The sequence below is a fragment of the Selenomonas sp. oral taxon 920 genome, from assembly GCF_001717585.1.
Taxonomy (GTDB): Bacteria; Bacillota; Negativicutes; order Selenomonadales; family Selenomonadaceae; genus Centipeda.
This window is the reverse complement of sequence record NZ_CP017042.1, coordinates 2065952-2082042: the sequence shown is the minus strand read 5'-3', so window position 1 is coordinate 2082042 and position 16091 is coordinate 2065952. Positions and strand designations below refer to the sequence as shown.

At 57.6% G+C, this 16091-nt stretch carries 19 protein-coding genes; 18 read left to right on the top strand and 1 reads right to left on the bottom strand.

The features are described from left to right. Positions 1 to 48: 48 nt before the first annotated feature. A complete protein-coding gene (locus tag BCS37_RS10000; protein ID WP_069181292.1) occupies positions 49 to 1182 on the bottom strand; it encodes a YibE/F family protein in 1134 nt (377 codons plus the stop codon). 339 nt (positions 1183 to 1521) lie between these two features. Here BCS37_RS10000 and BCS37_RS09995 point away from each other — a divergent pair, with 339 nt between their 5' ends. From BCS37_RS09995 to BCS37_RS09910, 18 genes are all read left to right on the top strand, one after another. Then, positions 1522 to 1722, top strand: a complete 201-nt coding sequence (locus tag BCS37_RS09995) for a hypothetical protein (protein ID WP_006693097.1) — start codon at positions 1522 to 1524, stop codon at positions 1720 to 1722. A 140-nt stretch (positions 1723 to 1862) separates the two neighbouring features. After that, positions 1863 to 2174, top strand: a complete 312-nt coding sequence (locus BCS37_RS09990; protein ID WP_069181291.1) for an HMA2 domain-containing protein — start codon at positions 1863 to 1865, stop codon at positions 2172 to 2174. Next, positions 2171 to 2905 carry an HMA2 domain-containing protein gene (locus BCS37_RS09985; RefSeq protein ID WP_069181290.1) on the top strand — a complete coding sequence of 245 codons (735 nt, stop codon included), beginning with the start codon at positions 2171 to 2173 and terminating at the stop codon, positions 2903 to 2905. The genes BCS37_RS09990 and BCS37_RS09985 overlap by 4 nt, the downstream gene beginning before the upstream one ends. Continuing rightward, positions 2902 to 5013: a heavy metal translocating P-type ATPase gene (locus BCS37_RS09980; RefSeq protein WP_069181289.1), complete on the top strand. Its 2112-nt coding sequence runs from the start codon at positions 2902 to 2904 to the stop codon at positions 5011 to 5013. Before BCS37_RS09985 ends, BCS37_RS09980 begins: the two co-directional genes overlap by 4 nt. Before the next feature lie 128 nt (positions 5014 to 5141). Next, positions 5142 to 5558 carry a flagellar protein gene (locus tag BCS37_RS09975; protein WP_069181288.1) on the top strand — a complete coding sequence of 139 codons (417 nt, stop codon included), beginning with the start codon at positions 5142 to 5144 and terminating at the stop codon, positions 5556 to 5558. A 176-nt stretch (positions 5559 to 5734) separates the two neighbouring features. Then, the gene (locus BCS37_RS09970) at positions 5735 to 6013 is read left to right on the top strand and encodes a flagellar biosynthesis anti-sigma factor FlgM (RefSeq protein ID WP_069181287.1); all 279 of its coding nucleotides are present in this window, start codon (positions 5735 to 5737) and stop codon (positions 6011 to 6013) included. A gap of 15 nt (positions 6014 to 6028) precedes the next feature. Further along, complete coding sequence (locus BCS37_RS09965; RefSeq protein WP_069181286.1) at positions 6029 to 6517, top strand: flagellar protein FlgN; 489 nt, start codon at positions 6029 to 6031, stop codon at positions 6515 to 6517. Between the two features lie 6 nt (positions 6518 to 6523). Beyond that, positions 6524 to 7015 carry a hypothetical protein gene (locus BCS37_RS09960; protein WP_069181285.1) on the top strand — a complete coding sequence of 164 codons (492 nt, stop codon included), beginning with the start codon at positions 6524 to 6526 and terminating at the stop codon, positions 7013 to 7015. Between the two features lie 38 nt (positions 7016 to 7053). Beyond that, positions 7054 to 8775 carry a flagellar hook-associated protein FlgK gene (flgK, locus tag BCS37_RS09955; RefSeq protein WP_069181284.1) on the top strand — a complete coding sequence of 574 codons (1722 nt, stop codon included), beginning with the start codon at positions 7054 to 7056 and terminating at the stop codon, positions 8773 to 8775. A gap of 10 nt (positions 8776 to 8785) precedes the next feature. Next, positions 8786 to 10171, top strand: a complete 1386-nt coding sequence (locus BCS37_RS09950) for a flagellin N-terminal helical domain-containing protein (protein WP_069181283.1) — start codon at positions 8786 to 8788, stop codon at positions 10169 to 10171. Positions 10172 to 10213: 42 nt separating this feature from the next. After that, positions 10214 to 10798 carry a DUF6470 family protein gene (locus tag BCS37_RS09945; protein ID WP_069181282.1) on the top strand — a complete coding sequence of 195 codons (585 nt, stop codon included), beginning with the start codon at positions 10214 to 10216 and terminating at the stop codon, positions 10796 to 10798. A gap of 12 nt (positions 10799 to 10810) precedes the next feature. Next, a complete protein-coding gene (fliW, locus tag BCS37_RS09940) occupies positions 10811 to 11257 on the top strand; it encodes a flagellar assembly protein FliW (protein WP_069181281.1) in 447 nt (148 codons plus the stop codon). Next, positions 11257 to 11478: a carbon storage regulator CsrA gene (gene csrA / locus BCS37_RS09935; RefSeq protein ID WP_009656959.1), complete on the top strand. Its 222-nt coding sequence runs from the start codon at positions 11257 to 11259 to the stop codon at positions 11476 to 11478. The genes fliW and csrA overlap by 1 nt, the downstream gene beginning before the upstream one ends. 71 nt (positions 11479 to 11549) lie before the next feature. Beyond that, positions 11550 to 11951 carry a flagellar protein FlaG gene (locus BCS37_RS09930; protein ID WP_069181280.1) on the top strand — a complete coding sequence of 134 codons (402 nt, stop codon included), beginning with the start codon at positions 11550 to 11552 and terminating at the stop codon, positions 11949 to 11951. Positions 11952 to 11971: 20 nt separating this feature from the next. After that, positions 11972 to 13609: a flagellar filament capping protein FliD gene (gene fliD / locus BCS37_RS09925; protein WP_069181279.1), complete on the top strand. Its 1638-nt coding sequence runs from the start codon at positions 11972 to 11974 to the stop codon at positions 13607 to 13609. Between the two features lie 19 nt (positions 13610 to 13628). Further along, the gene (gene fliS / locus BCS37_RS09920; RefSeq protein WP_069181278.1) at positions 13629 to 14045 is read left to right on the top strand and encodes a flagellar export chaperone FliS; all 417 of its coding nucleotides are present in this window, start codon (positions 13629 to 13631) and stop codon (positions 14043 to 14045) included. Then, positions 14035 to 14379: a hypothetical protein gene (locus BCS37_RS09915; RefSeq protein WP_069181277.1), complete on the top strand. Its 345-nt coding sequence runs from the start codon at positions 14035 to 14037 to the stop codon at positions 14377 to 14379. The genes fliS and BCS37_RS09915 overlap by 11 nt, the downstream gene beginning before the upstream one ends. Before the next feature lie 269 nt (positions 14380 to 14648). Next, complete coding sequence (locus tag BCS37_RS09910) at positions 14649 to 15983, top strand: flagellin N-terminal helical domain-containing protein (RefSeq protein ID WP_069181276.1); 1335 nt, start codon at positions 14649 to 14651, stop codon at positions 15981 to 15983. Positions 15984 to 16091: the final 108 nt, after the last annotated feature.

Genomic DNA, 16091 nt, shown 5'->3' with positions numbered 1-16091 from the left:
AATAATTTAGTTGTTGAGAATTGTTCATCGGGCAATATTGGGCGGAGGTCAGCCCTCCGCTTTTTTCTTGCGCCGCGGGCGGATGGTGATGAGGAAGGCGGTGGCGTAGGCGGTGATGGGGATGGCGCAGAGAAGCCCGATGCTGCCGATCAGGGAGCGTACGATTTCGGTTGCGATCATGTTTAGATTCATGACGTGTACGAGGGAGATGTCGGGCTGTGCGGAGATGAGGAGGATGAGCGGAAGTGCGCCGCCGATGTAGGCGAGGACGAGGGTGTTTGCCATCGTGCCCATGACATCGCGGCCGACATTTAGCCCGGAGGAGACGAGTGTCTGAAACTTGGTCTTGGGCGCAAGCAGCTTCATCTCGTACTGCGCGGAGGCGATGGAGACAGCGACATCCATGACGGCACCAAGAGCACCGAGCACAATGCCGGAAAAGAGCAGCTCACGGAAGTCCACATCTTTCAGATAGAGTGCCTTGAGCATGCCTGCCTGCTCCTCGGAGACACCTGTGAGATAGGTGAAGTGGATGGCGAGGATGGCGAGAAGTGCTGCGATGAGGATGCCTCCGATGGTGCCGATGATCGCGCCCGCAGACTTTACGTTGCGCCCGTTGACGATGAGCTGGGTTGCGAGTGTGATGACGGCGCCGATGAGAATCGTCCATAGGAGGATGTGCGAGGGCGCGAAGAGGATGAACGCGATGAGTCCCTTCGCAATGAGGAGGACGGCGAAGAGGAGGACGAGCAGTGCCTTTGCACCGGTCACGCCGCCGAAGAGGATGAGGAGTGCCGCAAAGCCAAGCAGCAGGAAGAGCATGGCGGGCAGACGGTCGTAGTCGACGATGGCGTAGCTTTCGTTCTCCGCACGGACGATGATGTTCTCACCCTCTGCAGGGTGGATGTCGAAGGCGGGGTTGTTCAGTGTACGATGTGTGATTGTGTGCTCGCTGCCCTCTGCGGAGCCGGAATCAATGCGGATCTGTACCTCGTACTGCGCACTGCCGGGCGCAAAATTCTGGATCTCGTTCTCGACCTCCGTGACGTGAAGAACCTCCGCCTTGTACGTCGGCGGATCGCCGTCCTCTCCGCTCGGCAGATGGGTGAGTGCATAGAGGAGGACTGCAAGGGCGAGACATACGGCAAGGAAGCGAGAAAAGCGTTGTGGATGGATTTTCATGGAGAAGTCCTTTCGTGGAATATTGAGACCATTTGAATTATCATATACAATGATAATGATATTTATATGAGTATGAAGTCAATAGTTATTCCTGATTATCGTGGGACTATTGACATATTCGTTATTCTCATATATACTGAGAACAACACGATGGTTCCAGAGAGGACGGCGGCATTGCTGCGGTTCTCATGGCGCAGGAATTATCATCGTCGAACGAATCTGCTCAGGGAAGCCGCAAGCCGGACTTTGGGGGATGAGGAGACGTTCACTCGATATGAGGCAAAGCGCCAAGAAGCGAAAATGCCCTGATTCGGGCAATAGAACAGAGGAGGAATTATCATGTTCTCGAAGACAGATTTCTGGATTGGCCTTGCAGTCGGTGCGGTTGCAGGTATTTTTGGCTACCGCTTCATGCAGGAGCGCACGCAGCAGCTTGCGGCTCTTGAGGCCGGTCAGGCGGATCTTTCGCTGGCGGAGCTCCAGCGTCAGAAGGAGGAGCTTGAGGATCTGATTGCGGCGCAGTCTGCATCGGAGAAGTAAAAGAGCGTTCCACTGGGCTTGGGGCTGTTGCGCGGCATCGCGCACAGCCCCTTTTTCAAAAAGACCCTGCGGTACAGGTGCTGCAGAATATTATAGACGTAAAAATAGTCATAAAAAGAAAGGGAGGAAACGATTTTTCCATGAATATTTTTGATACGATTAAGAATGCGATACCGCAGTCGGCGGTGGATGTATTCGTCCGTACGACGGACATTGCATCCTATATGCCGGGGCGTGTGCGCCTCTACAGCAAGCAGCTGGTGAACAATGCGACGCTCGAGGCCGAGGTGCAGGCTCGTCTTGGCGCACTTATGGAGATTGAGCGCGTGGAGACGAATATCGAGACGGGCTCGATCCTTATCACGTACGAGCCGGAGCGTCTGCGTGCGAACGCCCAGCTGCGCCGCGTGGAGGACTACATGCGCACCCATGCGAGGAGGAAGGCATCATGAACTATGTTTCAGGACTGATGCTCGGCGCGTCGATTGCAAATATGCTGCGCCAGACACTCGGCGGCTCGGGCAGCGGCGGCGCGTCCTTTGCACAGGGGATGGGCGGCGGTCATGGCCGTTTCATGCAGGGAAATATGTTCTCGTCCGATCCAAGCGGTCTTGCCGGTGGAGCTTCGGCGCTTGCCGGACTCTTTGGCGGTGGCCGGACGGGTGGACATGGAACTGCGGCTGCACAGGTGCGGGCGCAGGAGCGCGCGGAGCAGGTGCGGGCGGAGCAGCCCTTTGTCTGTGTGCACGCATCGTGCGGGCGGCGGCGCTATCGGACGCCGTATCTGACACCGGAGTTCGCAAAGGTTCTTGAGGCGCGGCTGGCACGTCTGCCGTTTGTGGCGGAGGTGCGTGCCAACGCGCTCGCGGGAAGTATCCTGCTCGTCTATGCGCCGGAGGATGAGGCGCATATTCTCATCCTTGCAGAGGGGCTGGAGGCGATCTTTGCGGAGGGACGCACGGCTCCGCCGCCCGCCACACTCGCGCAGAGTGTGCGCCGTTCGGTGCACGATTTCAGCGGATGGATTCAGCGGAATACGGGCGGCGCACTCGATCTGAGTTCTGTGGTTGCGGGCGTATTCGTCCTGCGCGGCATTCGTCAGCTCGTGCTCACGAACAATACGCCGTCGGGCTCGCAGATGCTCTGGTGGGCGCTGACGCTGATGAGAGGGTGGAAGGTATGAAGCTCATACATACGCGCATTCGTCTGCGCACGGCGCTCCCGCGTGAGGATGCGCTGCGTCTGGCGGTGCGGATGCGCCGCTTCCCTGCGGTAACTGCGGCCTCTGTACGCGACTCTCATGTCGATGTCTGGCATGAGGGGGCGATTCCTGCCGCTCGTATGCTGGCGGCGGCGGAGCGTGCCGTGCGCGAGGCAGCGAAGAAGTCGGTGACCCCGACGGAGCAGATGGCGGAGTTTCGGCGTGATGCCGTGATCTCGCTGGCGAGCTTTGCGGCGATGGAGCTCCTGAAGCGCGGTGCGCCCGAGCTCTTTGCCTTGATGACCGTGCTGCGCTCCCTGCTCGTCCTCGGAATCTCACGCAACTTCATCAAGACGGGAATCGGCGGACTGATCAAGGATCGACAGCCGAATGCGGACACGCTGACGACAACGGCGGTCGTTGCCTCCGTGCTGGCGGGCAAGCCGGAGTCGAGCCTCATGCTCCTCGCACTCAGCAACGGTGCGGAGATGCTGACGAGCTACGCAGCGGAGAAGGCGCGCACACATATCTCGGGACTGCTCTCACTCGGGCAGCGCGATGTGTGGCTTGTTGAGGAGACGCCGGACGGCGAGGTCGAGCGCAAGGTGTCTGTCGACGAGGTGTGCCCCGGCGATATCATCGCCGTCCACGCGGGTGAGAAGATTGTGATCGACGGGCGCGTCCTGCGCGGCGATGCGGCGGTGACGCAGGCCTCCATCACGGGCGAGTCCGCGCCTGCGATGAAGCATGAGGGCACGCCGGTCTACGCCGGCAGCGTGGTCGAGGCGGGGGAGCTCGTCATTGCAGTGGAGAAGGTGGGCGGCGATACGTCTCTCGCACATATTGTCCACCTCGTCGAGGAGGCGCAGACGCGTCGTGCGCCTGTGCAGAATTTCGCCGACCAGATGGCGAACTATCTCGTACCCGTGTCCTTCCTCGGTGCGGCGATTGTCTACGGGGCGACGCGCGACTGGGGGCGGGTGCTGAACCTGCTCTTTATCGACTTTTCCTGCGGGCTGAAGCTCTCCACGGCGACGGCGATGTCGGCCTCCATTGCGGCGGCGGCAAAGCGCGGTATTCTCGTGAAGGGCGGCAACTATGTGGAGGCGCTCGCGCGCACGGATACGGTGGTGCTCGACAAGACGGGGACGCTGACGGTCGGCGTGCCCGAGATCACGTTCATTCGTACGACAGAGGGCGTGGAGGAAAAGGAAGTGATCCTGCTTGCGGCCTCGGCGGAGGAACACTCTGTTCACCCGCTCGCGGTCGCGATTCAGAAATATGTGGAGGAGCAGGCGTGGAAGGCACCGCAGCACCGCTCCTCCGAGACGATTGTCGCGCGCGGCATGCTCGCCGAGGTGCCGGATTTCGAGGGCTTTGCGGGCGGAACGATCCGCGTCGGCAGCCGTCGCTTTTTGCAGGAAAACGGCGTTGTGGACGAGGAGAATCTCATTGCGTCGGTGACAGGGAAGAATCTTCTCTATGTGGCGCGTGACACGAAGCTCATCGGCATTATCGGCATCGATGATCCGATCCGTCCGAAGATGAAAAAGACGCTGAACCAGCTGCGCCGCTGCGGTGTGGACGAGATTGTCATGCTGACAGGGGATGCGAAGGCGGTTGCTGCGGATGTGGCACGCGAGATGGATGTGGACTCCTATCATGCGGAGATACTGCCCGAGGACAAGTCGCGCTACGTCAACCAGCTGCGTCAGCGCGGTACGGTCATGATGGTCGGCGACGGCATCAACGATGCGCCTGCACTCGCGTTTGCAGACGTGGGCGTTTCGCTCGGCGGGCGGCAGACGGACATCGCGGCGGAGTCCTCGGCGGTGACGATCCATTCGGAGGATCCGACGCGTCTCGTGGAGGCTCTGCGCATCGGTCAGCGGACAATGCACCTCGTGCATCAGAACTTCAAGGCAACGCTGCTCGTCAACTCGTCGGCGATGCTGCTCGGTGCACTCGGCACGATCAGCCCGCTCGCGGCGGCGGCGATTCACAATACGGCGACACTCGCGGTGGTGCTGAACAGCTGCCGCATCCTGACACCGGAGGGCGGGATCTTCGTGCGGCGAAAGCAGGCTTGATGGATGGAGATAAGCTCCCGTGCTGAAGTCTTGCATTTTCGCGTGTCCTGTTGTAAAATACGAACCGTAATGGAAATAGTGTTGGATCAAGCGTGTACCGATCCGCTATTTGAGAGGAGAGTTTGTCAATGGCAGGAAAGATGAAGAACTGCTCAAGCTGCGGGAAGGTATTTGTTTCGATCAATAATTCTCGTATCTGCATGGACTGCCGCGAGAAGGAAGAGCAGTGGGAAAAGCAGATTATTGAATTCGTACGCGATCATCCGAAGAGCCGGATCCCCGAGATCGTTGAGGCGACGGGGGTACAGGAGCCCGTCGTTCGGCGCATGATCCGCGAGGGGCGCTTCCTCTCGTCGGGGGTTGAACTCTTTTATCCGTGCGAGAAGTGCGGGTCGCCCATCCAGAAGGGGCAGTACTGCGAGAAGTGTCAGAAGGAGATGCGTGAGGAGCTGACGGCAGCTGTCGCGAAGCAGTCCGCCTCCGGCATGCGCACGACGTCGGACGGCAGCGGACGCCGCGGATACGTAACGCTTAGCGATAAGTAAAAAACACAGACGGGTACTTAGGAATTTGTTCTTAAGTACCCGTCTTTTTTTTTCGATAAAGAATGTGAAAGGACTCCGAGTAATTTTCGGAAGAAATGAATCACTGATCCAATGCATGCGCCAAGATGACGGGGCTGCATTGCTCGGTGCTTCCTGATACATAGGTGGTGAAGGATATGTTGATCAGTAATCATGCAGTCTCGGCGGTCAGCCGCCTCTATGCCGGCAGCGCAGCAGCGGGAACGCGCCGCGTGGATGCGGCGGGTGCCGTGCAGCGCCCGGATGCACTTGAGCTCTCCGGTGAGGTGCAGAGCTTCGGCGATATTCTGCAAAAGCTGCAGAGCATGGACGATGTGCGTGAGGGGCGTGTAGAAGCGCTTGCACAGGCACAGGCGGGCGGGTATGCACCCGCTGCCTCGGACATTGCGGCAAAGATGCTTGCAATGCGCTATTGATGCAGGTGCAGACCCATGTGGAATGCATTCACGGCAACATTGGAGGAACTGCATCGGCAATATGAGAAGATACGTGCTTTGCAGGAGAAAAAGCGCGGTATTCTCGTTGCGCTTGATATGGCGGCACTGGAGAAACTGACCGCTGAGGAGGACTTCCTTGCACGCGCGGTACAGGAACTCGAAAAGCAGCGCCTGACCCAACTCGCGCAGATTGCAAAGGATACGCCCGGCGTCAGCGCTGAGACAAATATGGAGGAGCTTGCACTCCTCGCACCGACGGATGCCGTCCACCGGTCCGTGCTCGCAGCAAGCCGCAGCCTGAGCCTCATCGTCAAGGAGACGAAGGAGCTCAGCGAGGCGAACTCTCTCCTCATCGAGGGAGCACTGATTGCGGTAAACCGACAACTCGGCAGGATCGGCGGCGCGGTCGTTGATCCCGTCTATGGGAGCAGCGGCGGCGAACAGGTGCGGCATCTGAAGAAGAATCTGGACTATAAGGCGTGAGCGGCAATGACACATGAGACACGCGAGGCACTTGTACTCCTAAAGGCACAGCTCGCTGCCTGCGACGGGGCGGTGCTTCGCTTTGCCGCACTGCGGGAAGCACTCTCACGGAGTGCCTCGGGCGGAGGCATCGCAGAGCCGACGGCAGAGGCAGAGCGCAGCCTGAGCGAGGTGCGTGCGCTCGCGCGGCAGCAGGCAGACTTCCTCGTGAGATCGGGGGCAGAAAGCCTCTCCGACCTCGTCTCCCGCGAACCGAACCTGCGGGAGCGGCTTGCGGTCGAGCGCGTTCTGCGTGCGGCTGCCGCGCGCCAGGCGGAGCTGCGGGAGCGCGTTCAGGTCTGCGGGCAGCTCCTGCACAAGAGTGCAGAGTTCGTGAACTATCAGCTCAATGTCATCTCTGGTACGGTCGCCGATGATACCTACGGCAGATCGCAGCCCGTCGCGGGACCTGCACCGGGGGTGCGGCGCGAAATTGCAATGTTTGATGCGGATGTATAATTTAGATGTAGTTATTATAGGGAAAGAGTGAGGGATCTATGCGGTCAACTTTTGCCGGACTCAATACGATGGTGCGGGGCATCCAGAACAATCAGCTCTCGCTCGACACCACCGGACACAACATTACGAACGCCTCGACGGAGGGGTACTCGCGGCAGCGCGTGGATTCTGCGGCGACGAACTATCAGGAGCGCCCCTCCCTGTACGGCGGGGTTTACGTCGGCGGCGGCGTGGATGTCGTCGCACTCAACCGTGCGCGCAACATCTATGCGGACAAGCAGTACTGGTCGGAGAACTCGGCACAGAACCTCTACCAGACGTACAAGACGAACTACGACAAGGTCGAGACGGTTTTCAACGACTCAAAGAAGACAGGTGTCCTGAACGCGATGCAGCAGTTCTACTCTTCGTGGGTCAACCTCTCCGACTACGCAAGCGACTCGGCTTCGCGCACATCGGTCATCACGAAGGGCAACAACCTCATCGACCGCATTAAGACAGCAGCGAAGCAGATGCAGGTTCAGATTACGTCACAGTACGATGAGATGCGGATTCAGGTCGGCAAGGTCAACAGCCTTACCAAGGAAATCGCACGGCTCAACAAAAACATCATGTTTGCCGAGACGAACGGCGGCAAGGCGAACGATCTGCGCGATCAGCGCGATCTCCTTGTAGACAAGCTCTCCGAGATTACGAACGTCAATGTTTACGAGGAAGCAAACGGGCAGTATACGGTCGTGTCGAACGGCATGTCGCTCGTACAGCGCGAAAGCTCTCTGACGCTCGAGATGAGCCCGCCGATCAACAACAAGCAGTACGGGATCACGGACTACACCCTGCGCATCAAGGAGGCGGGCGGCATCGGCTATGTCCCGCAGAGCGGCATTTTGAAGGCGCTGCAGGATACAATCGTGCAGGACAAGGGACATATCGACCAGCTTGCGGACATCTCCGCAACCCTTCTCACAACATTCAACGATGTGCATAAGCAGGGCGCGGGCATCGATGCGGATTCGACGACGTGGCTGAATTTCTTTGGAAAGAATAAGTTCAAATCCCCGAACGGAACCACCTACGACCAGATGCAGTACACGTGGCATGTGGATCCGCTGACGGGTGAGCGCTATATGCAGGCAGCGGGGGCAAGCCTCACGCGTACGCATGCGGCAGGTCCGCCTCCGACGACAACGGTGTCGACCAACGTGATCGGCGCGCCGGACAGACTCCAGTCCATGCAGATCATCAACGAACTCAAGATCGCGGACGAACTGACTGCACCGGGCGGACAGAACCTCGTCGCCGCGCGTCAGATCACGAACGCGGGAGGGACGAAGGTGACGCCGACGCTGACCAACACCTCCTCGACCTTCACCTACAATGACAGCTGGGTCAACGGCACCGCCGACGGTACGATTGCGGTCGAGCTGAGCAAGCTCTTCAACATCGACCAGGCGGGGACGATGAACCCGCGCGGCACGGTGCGCGCGGTCAGCGATGTCTCGATCAACCAGTACTACAACAGCATGATGAGCAAGCTCGGTGCGGATGCGGAGAACCTCGACAAGACGCTCAAGCAGCAGGACGACCTCATGACGCAGATCGAGCAGTGGCGACAGTCCACGTCGGGTGTTGACTGGAACGAGGAACTGACGAATATGCTCAAGTTCCAGACGGGGTACGGTGCGTGCTCACGCATGCTCACGTCGATGGATGAGATGTTGGATCGCCTGATCAACAGCACGGGCGTGGTCGGAAGGTAAGAGGTGACATATGGTTCGCATTAGCAGCAACTACATGGTGCGGCGCTATCAGCACGATCTGAATGCGCTTGACTACACGAAGTCGAAACTCATGGAACAGGGTGACGGCAGCAAGCTGCACCGTCCATCGGACAACTCCGTGGACTACTCGCGCTACCTGCGCTACGATGTCTCCGAAGGAGAGAACGACCGCTATCAGGCCAGCGTTCAGGCAGGCATCTCGTGGATGAACTCGACGCAGACCTCGCTCTCCGCGATGGAGGACATCCAGAAGACATTCAAGGCAAAGACCATTCAGGGCGCGAACGACGACAAGGATGAGAAGAGCGGCGACTGGCCTGCGATTGCACGCGAGATGAAGGCGAACATCGAGCAGATCGTCTCGCTCGGCAATACCCAGCTCGGCGACCGCTATGTTTTCTCAGGGCAGGCAGATCTCAAGCAGCCCTTCCTCATGTCGAGTGAGGCAGACCTGAAGAAGCGCGGCGTTACCAAGAGCCTTGACGATCGTCAGACGGCGTTCTTTACGTCGGCAAGCGACAACGACAGTGCAGATTTCCTGCATCAGATGCTCTCGCTTGAGGGCAGCGACGGCAAGACCTACTATATGAATACGCTTACGGGCAACGTCTACACGAAGGAGTTCGTGCAGGATGGCTACAAAGATCTGATCGCCAAGGGATATAAGACCGAGGCGGATGCGATTGCTGCCGGTGAAACAACCTTCGTAGGGAATGTCGCGGGCGTGACGAAGGGCTCGGGCTTCATCAAGGACAACTTCAAGAACACGGGAGAGTTGATCAACGATCCTGTCGCGGCACCCGGCAAGGGCGAAAACTGGTCCAATACAGCAGCGGTGCCCGGTGTGACGCTGAAATTTTCCTATGTGCGCCAGCAGCTTGTCACGTATCAGGGCGACAGGCGCTACATCTCGATGGTCAAGCAGAACGGCTCGACGGAGCCGTCGGCGGATACAGTCAACAAGACGGGCGTTGATATCTTCGGGCGCGACCTCTTCGACGACAAGAACTCCGGCCGTGTTCCTGACGACCCCTCGGGAACAGCGATGGTCAACAATATGCTGACGGTCTATGCCAAGACGAAGGCGTGCGATGCGCACTGGCTGAGTTCGGACGGCGTTACGCTTGCTGATGTTGCCAATCAGGTGACGCTGCAGGCTCATACGGAGACGGGCTCGCGCAGCGGTCTCTACACGGATATGAAGAGCATTCTCACGGATCACAAGGAGAATATCACGCGCGATATCACAACGGCTACCGGGACGGACGTGGCGGAGCTCGCAACGAAGATGATGCAGCAGCAGACGATCATGAGCATGTCGCTCTCGATGGGGGCGCGCATCCTGCCGCTCTCGCTCGTGGATTATCTGCGGTAATACCATGTAACGGCAGTTCATAAACGGGAAAGGATGCCCTTTATGCCCATGCGCTATCTCAATATACGATCCACGCTGCCGATCATCGGCATGCGTATACAGTACAATTCGCTGGATTCCGGAATCCATCAGCCGCGCTACGAGCAGGAGACGCAGCAGGCGCGCTCGAACCGCGGCGTGACGCAGCCGAAGCTCTCGATTGACAGCTATCCGAGCCGGCACAGCTACGGATATACGAATCATACGGACTTTGCCCGCGAGAATCTCGAGCGCGGCATGAGCGAGGTGCGTAAGGGAACCTCGAAGCATACGCAGATGGCGTGGGCGCTCGCCGAGGACGGCCCCAAGCCGGGGCGTCAGGTCGGCATAGAGTTCGCCAAGCGTGACATGGAAAACCGCATGACACAGCAGCGTCAGCTTGTTGCCGCCGCGATTCCCGATCCTGAGATCCATTTTGATGTGGGACAGGCGGTCGGAGAGCCGACCGTCGGTCACACGACGCCGCACTGGCATACGGAGAGTCGTCCGCGCCTGCACTACAACCGCGGCAGTGTCGAAACATACCTGCAGCAAAAAGGCGATATCCACAGGTGGGTCAGCGAAGGCAAATACGATGTACGTGCATAACAGGAGTCATTGATGAAGAAGATTATGACGAGCCGCTTCGGTGAGATTGAGGCGGCAGAAGAGTCCATCATCCATTTTGCGGCAGGCATTCCCGCCTTCGAGGAGGAGCGGGAATTTGTCATCATACCGTACGAGGAGGACAGTCCGTACGTGTTCCTGCAGTCGGTGCAAACGCCGGATCTTGCCTTTTTGATGACGATGCCGCTCACATTTTTCCCGGACTACGAGTTCACCATCGACGATGAGGTGGAGGCAGAGCTTGGCCTGACATCTCCGGAGGAGGTGCTGATCTATGCGATTCTTACACTCTCGGGGCATGAGATCCGCGATCTGACCGCGAACCTCATGGCTCCCATCGTCATCAATGCCGCAACGCGTCAGGCAAAGCAGATTGTGCTTGACCGGAGCGCATATACAACGAAGCATCGCCTGTTCCCCGCTGAGAAGGAGGAACGGTAATGCTCGTACTCACACGTAAACCCAGACAGCAGATCATGATCGGCGACAATGTCGTCGTCAACATCGTGGAGGTCCAGGGCGACAACGTGCGCATTGCCATTGATGCGCCGCGCAGCGTCAAGATTTATCGCGGTGAGATCTATCGGGCGATTCAGGAAGAGAATCAGAAGGCAGCGGCAGCGCCCGCGAACTTTGATCTTAGTGCCTTGCCCAAAAACTGAGAAGGAACCATCAAGGAAGAACGGAATGGGAACGCCGGATGCGTTCCCAATGACACACGGAGGGGTGCCTTATGACCGTAACGAATGTTCAGGATGTTATGCTTGCGGCGGTCGCCGTCAGCAGTATGGGGGAAGATGTTCCCAAGGCGAATGTGCAGGAGTCGTTGCAGACATCGCCTACAAGCGCACTGCCTGCAGCCGAACCGGCTGAGTCCTCTGCAGAGGAGAAGGAGCAGCATGCGCCGCTCTCGGAGGAGCAGACGGCGTTCATCACGCAGCAGCTCAATGAGATCATGCGAAACATCAATGTTGATCTGCAGTTCCAGTACCACAAAGAAGTCAACTTTATGTCTGTGCGAATGCTTGACAAGAAGACCGGTGAGGTCTTGCGCGAGGTTCCGCCCGAGGCAATGGTAGAGCACATGATCAAGGTGCACGACTGGATCGGCGCCTTCCTGGATAAGACGGCGTAGGGAGATAGAAGGAGAAGAATATGTCATCAGCAAAAGGTATCTATGGACTTTCCGGGTCGGGCCTTGACGTTGAGTCACTGGTCAAGGTCGGGATGATCTCTCAGCAGAAGAAATACGATCGTATTTATAAGAAGGAAGTCGAAACAGAGTGGCGTAAGGAAGCGTATGCGAATGTCTATGACAAGACGAATACGTTTAAAAGCCGCATGTCTGACTATCGTCTGAGCTCTTTGACGAAGCCGATGACGACGACCAGCTCGAATACCGACGCCGTTACGGCGACGGCGAACGCGAATGCGGGTGTTATGGCACATACGGTCGAGGTCACACAGGCTGCGACGAACGCCTATCTCATGACGGCATCGGGGCAGCATGTCGGACGTACGGGCACACCTGGGAGCACGATGCTCAAGGACATTGCATTTGCAGGCGGCACACGTCCCAGCGGCATGCTGGACGGGGACACGGCACTCAAATTCAAGGTGTCAAACGGCACGGGCTCGGCAGAGGTGACGTTCACTGCGGAGGAGGTCTTTACGAAGAACCTCACGCTCAATGATCTTGCGAATCGGATCAATAACGCTCGCTATAATGCGAGCGGGAAGAAGACCTCGCTCGATATTCGTGCGAACTATGACTCCGTATCAGATGGTTTTTCTCTCGCCAACAGCAAGACGGGCGACAGCAACAAGATTGACCTCACCGTGGATACAACCTCAAGTTCTGCGAGTTATACGACGACCCTCCTGAATAATCTGAAGCTCGGTGTTGTCAGCAATGGCACCATCGGTTCTGCTATGACGCTTACAACGAGCAGTCCGACGACCATCTCCATGGCGGCAGCGGGAACCAACGCAAACGTCAAGATTGACGGGCGTGACTACAACAACCTGCAGGACAACAAGCTCGAGGTGGGCGGTGTTACCTACACATTTAAGAAGCCGACTCCTGTGGGCACGCCGGCGACGGTCAATGTCGCACAGGATCAGGACAAGCTTGTCGAGAACGTCAAGAAATTTGTCGAGGAGTACAATGCACTGCTCGATGAACTGAACAAGCTATACGGCGATAAGGGACACAAGGACTACGGCGTACTCACGAAGTCACAGGAAGACGGGATGACGAAGGAGCAGGTCGAGAAGTGGAACGCGAAGGCGAAGGAAGGCCTTCTCTACCGTGACAGTTACGTACGCTCCATCATCGGCGATATGCGCGACGCAGTCATCAACCCCGTGAAGTCCGTGCCGGGGCGTTACTCCACCCTCTCGTCTATCGGCATCACGGCAAAGGATCAGAAGGGGCATCTGCAGATCGACGAGACGAAGCTCAAGAACGCAATTGCGGCAGAGCCGGACGCGGTGTACCGTCTCATCTCGCATGACGATGAGAACGATGACTACGGCAACAGCGGTGTTGCCACCCGTCTCTATAACAAGCTGGGCGGACGCCTCAAAGAGCTCGAGCGCCATTCCGGCGTCGCAGCAGACAAGACGGATCTCAGCGAACTGGGCAAGCTGATCCAGAACTACGAGAAGCAGATGAGTGACTTTAAGAAACTCATGTCGTCCTTTGAGAGCAAGCTTTACCAGAAGTACAACGCAATGGAGGAAGCAATCGCCCGTCTCTCGACGCAGTTCAATTTCTTCAATGGAAAGTGATGCAGGGGGGGATTCCCATATGGTAAACAGTGCTGCGGAGGCATATAAGAAGCAGCAGGTGATGACGGCGACACCCGAGGCACTGACACTCATGCTCTACAACGGATGTCTCAAGTTCATCAAGGAGGGGGTCGAGGCACTTGCGGAGAAGAACTACGAGGCATCGAATAGCTCCCTCCAAAAGGCACAGAATATCATCTCGGAGTTCCGCATCACGCTCAACATGGATTATGAAATCTCCCATCAGCTGATGCCGCTCTATAACTATGCCTACGACCGCCTGGTCGAGGGAAATATGAAGAGCGACCCTGCGATTATCCAGGAGGCAACCGACATCATGACAGAGCTGCGCGATGCGTGGGCACAGGCTATGAAGAAGGCGCGCGAGGAGAAGGGCGCACAGGGCATGGAAGGGAGCGGCGTCTATGCCGGATGAATCCTACGAGACAGCGCGTGAGCTCTGGGAGAAGTATCGTGTGCTCACACACGAACTGCTCAAATTCGTCGATGCAAGCGAGATTGACACCTTTATCGAACTCGTTGAGCAGCGTGGGCAGATTGTCGATCTGCTGCAGGCACTGCCTGCAGATCCCTATCGTGCAGGAGCGGAGTGGGCGGCGCTCGATGCGGAGATCCGCCCGCTCGAGATGCAGATCCAGTACAAGGCACGCGCATGGCTGAACCGTTCGCGCCGCCAGAACGCCGCCGTTCACAGCTACGATCTCACGGGGGCGAGCCCTCTCGGCGGAAACCTTAACCGACGATACTAATAATTTTTTAAAAAAAGCAGGGCGCTGCCCTTGACAAACAGATGAAAAAAAAGTAAAATGTTTGCAGTCAGATACTTAAGTATATCCTCTTCATGACGATATACTTTATGTAAGGCGATAATAAGCAAGCGGGGCGGCTGCCAGGGACGGCTAGCTAGCAGCCATCCAGGATAGACGCGTCACTTGCCTATTATACAGCGGGCACGGATGTCCGCACATACATTCAACATTCCGGAACATCCGGAAAGACACCAGGGAGGAATTTACACATGGCAATGGTAGTCAAGAACAACATGTCGGCGGTCAACACGCTCAACATCCTGAACAAGAACCAGTCGGCACTCGCGAAGAGCCTTCAGAAGGTCTCCTCGGGCATGAAGATTAACTCGGCCGGCGATGATGCTTCCGGCTATGCCATCTCCGAGCGTATGCGCGTCCAGATCCGTTCGCTCGATCAGGACAACCAGAACACGCAGAACGGCAACAGCATGATGCGCACCGCTGAGGGTGCTGTCTCCAGCACGGTCGAGATCCTCAAGACCCTGAAGGAGAAGGCGATCAACGCAGCGAACGACACGAACACGGACGAAGATCGCCGCGCGATCCAGAAGGAAATCAACCAGATGGTTGACCAGATCGACGACAATGCACTTGCAACGTACAACGGCAAGTACCTCGTCGATGGTTCGCGCAACAGCATTGGTACGGCAACCTGCACGACGCTCACGAACAGCGCGATGAGCACGGCTTCGGCATGGGGTTCTGCACTGACAGAGCTCAAGAGCCGTACGGATGAGAGCCTCAACATCCAGTCGACGGATAAGATCACGGTTTCGTATGTCCGTCAGGGCCGCACGTACACGACGACGTTCTCGGTCGGCAGCACGAACGCGCTCTCTGATATTATCAAGAGCACGGCGTACAACGGCACGGAGTCCCTCGCGGGCACGGCCGCAGTCGCAACGGCCTCCACGAAGGAAGGGGCGCTCATTGGCCTTGACAAGGCGAAGAACAGCGTCTACACGGCGGATAACAAGTCGGCTCTTTCGATTCAGGCTGCGGGTGCTGGTACGACCTATCAGATCTCCTCGTTCACGCTCTCGATCACAGACAACACGGGCGCGATCCGCAAGACGGCCAATACGGCCCTCGATGCATTCAACGAGCGCGTTCGCGCAGAGAACGAGTCCGCTGACAATGCACTCACGCTCCAGACGGGTGTCAAGGCGAACCAGGCGATCAAGGTCAGCATGACGGATATGCGTTCGCTCGCTCTTGGTCTCAAGGGCACGGACGGCTCTGTCCTCAGCGTTCAGACGCAGGACAAGGCAAACGCTGCGATCAATACGATCGAGACGGCTCTCCAGAAGGCGCTCGACGAGCAGGCAAACATCGGTGCTGTTCAGACGCGTCTCAACTACACGAGCTCGAACCTCACGACGGCGTCCGAGAACGTTCAGAACTCCGAGTCCACGATTCGCGATGCGGATATGGCGAAGGAGATGACGAACTACACGAAGAACAACGTTCTGCTTCAGGCTGCGCAGTCCATGCTCGCACAGGCGAACCAGAACAGTTCTGCAGTTCTCTCGCTTCTCCAGTAATTTACAGTCTCGGCTGTATCTATACGGATGGAACCTCTCCCTTCGGGGAGGGGTTCTTTTTCTTTGCTAATTTAGTGAATATCGCGTATAATATTCTTCGAATGAGAA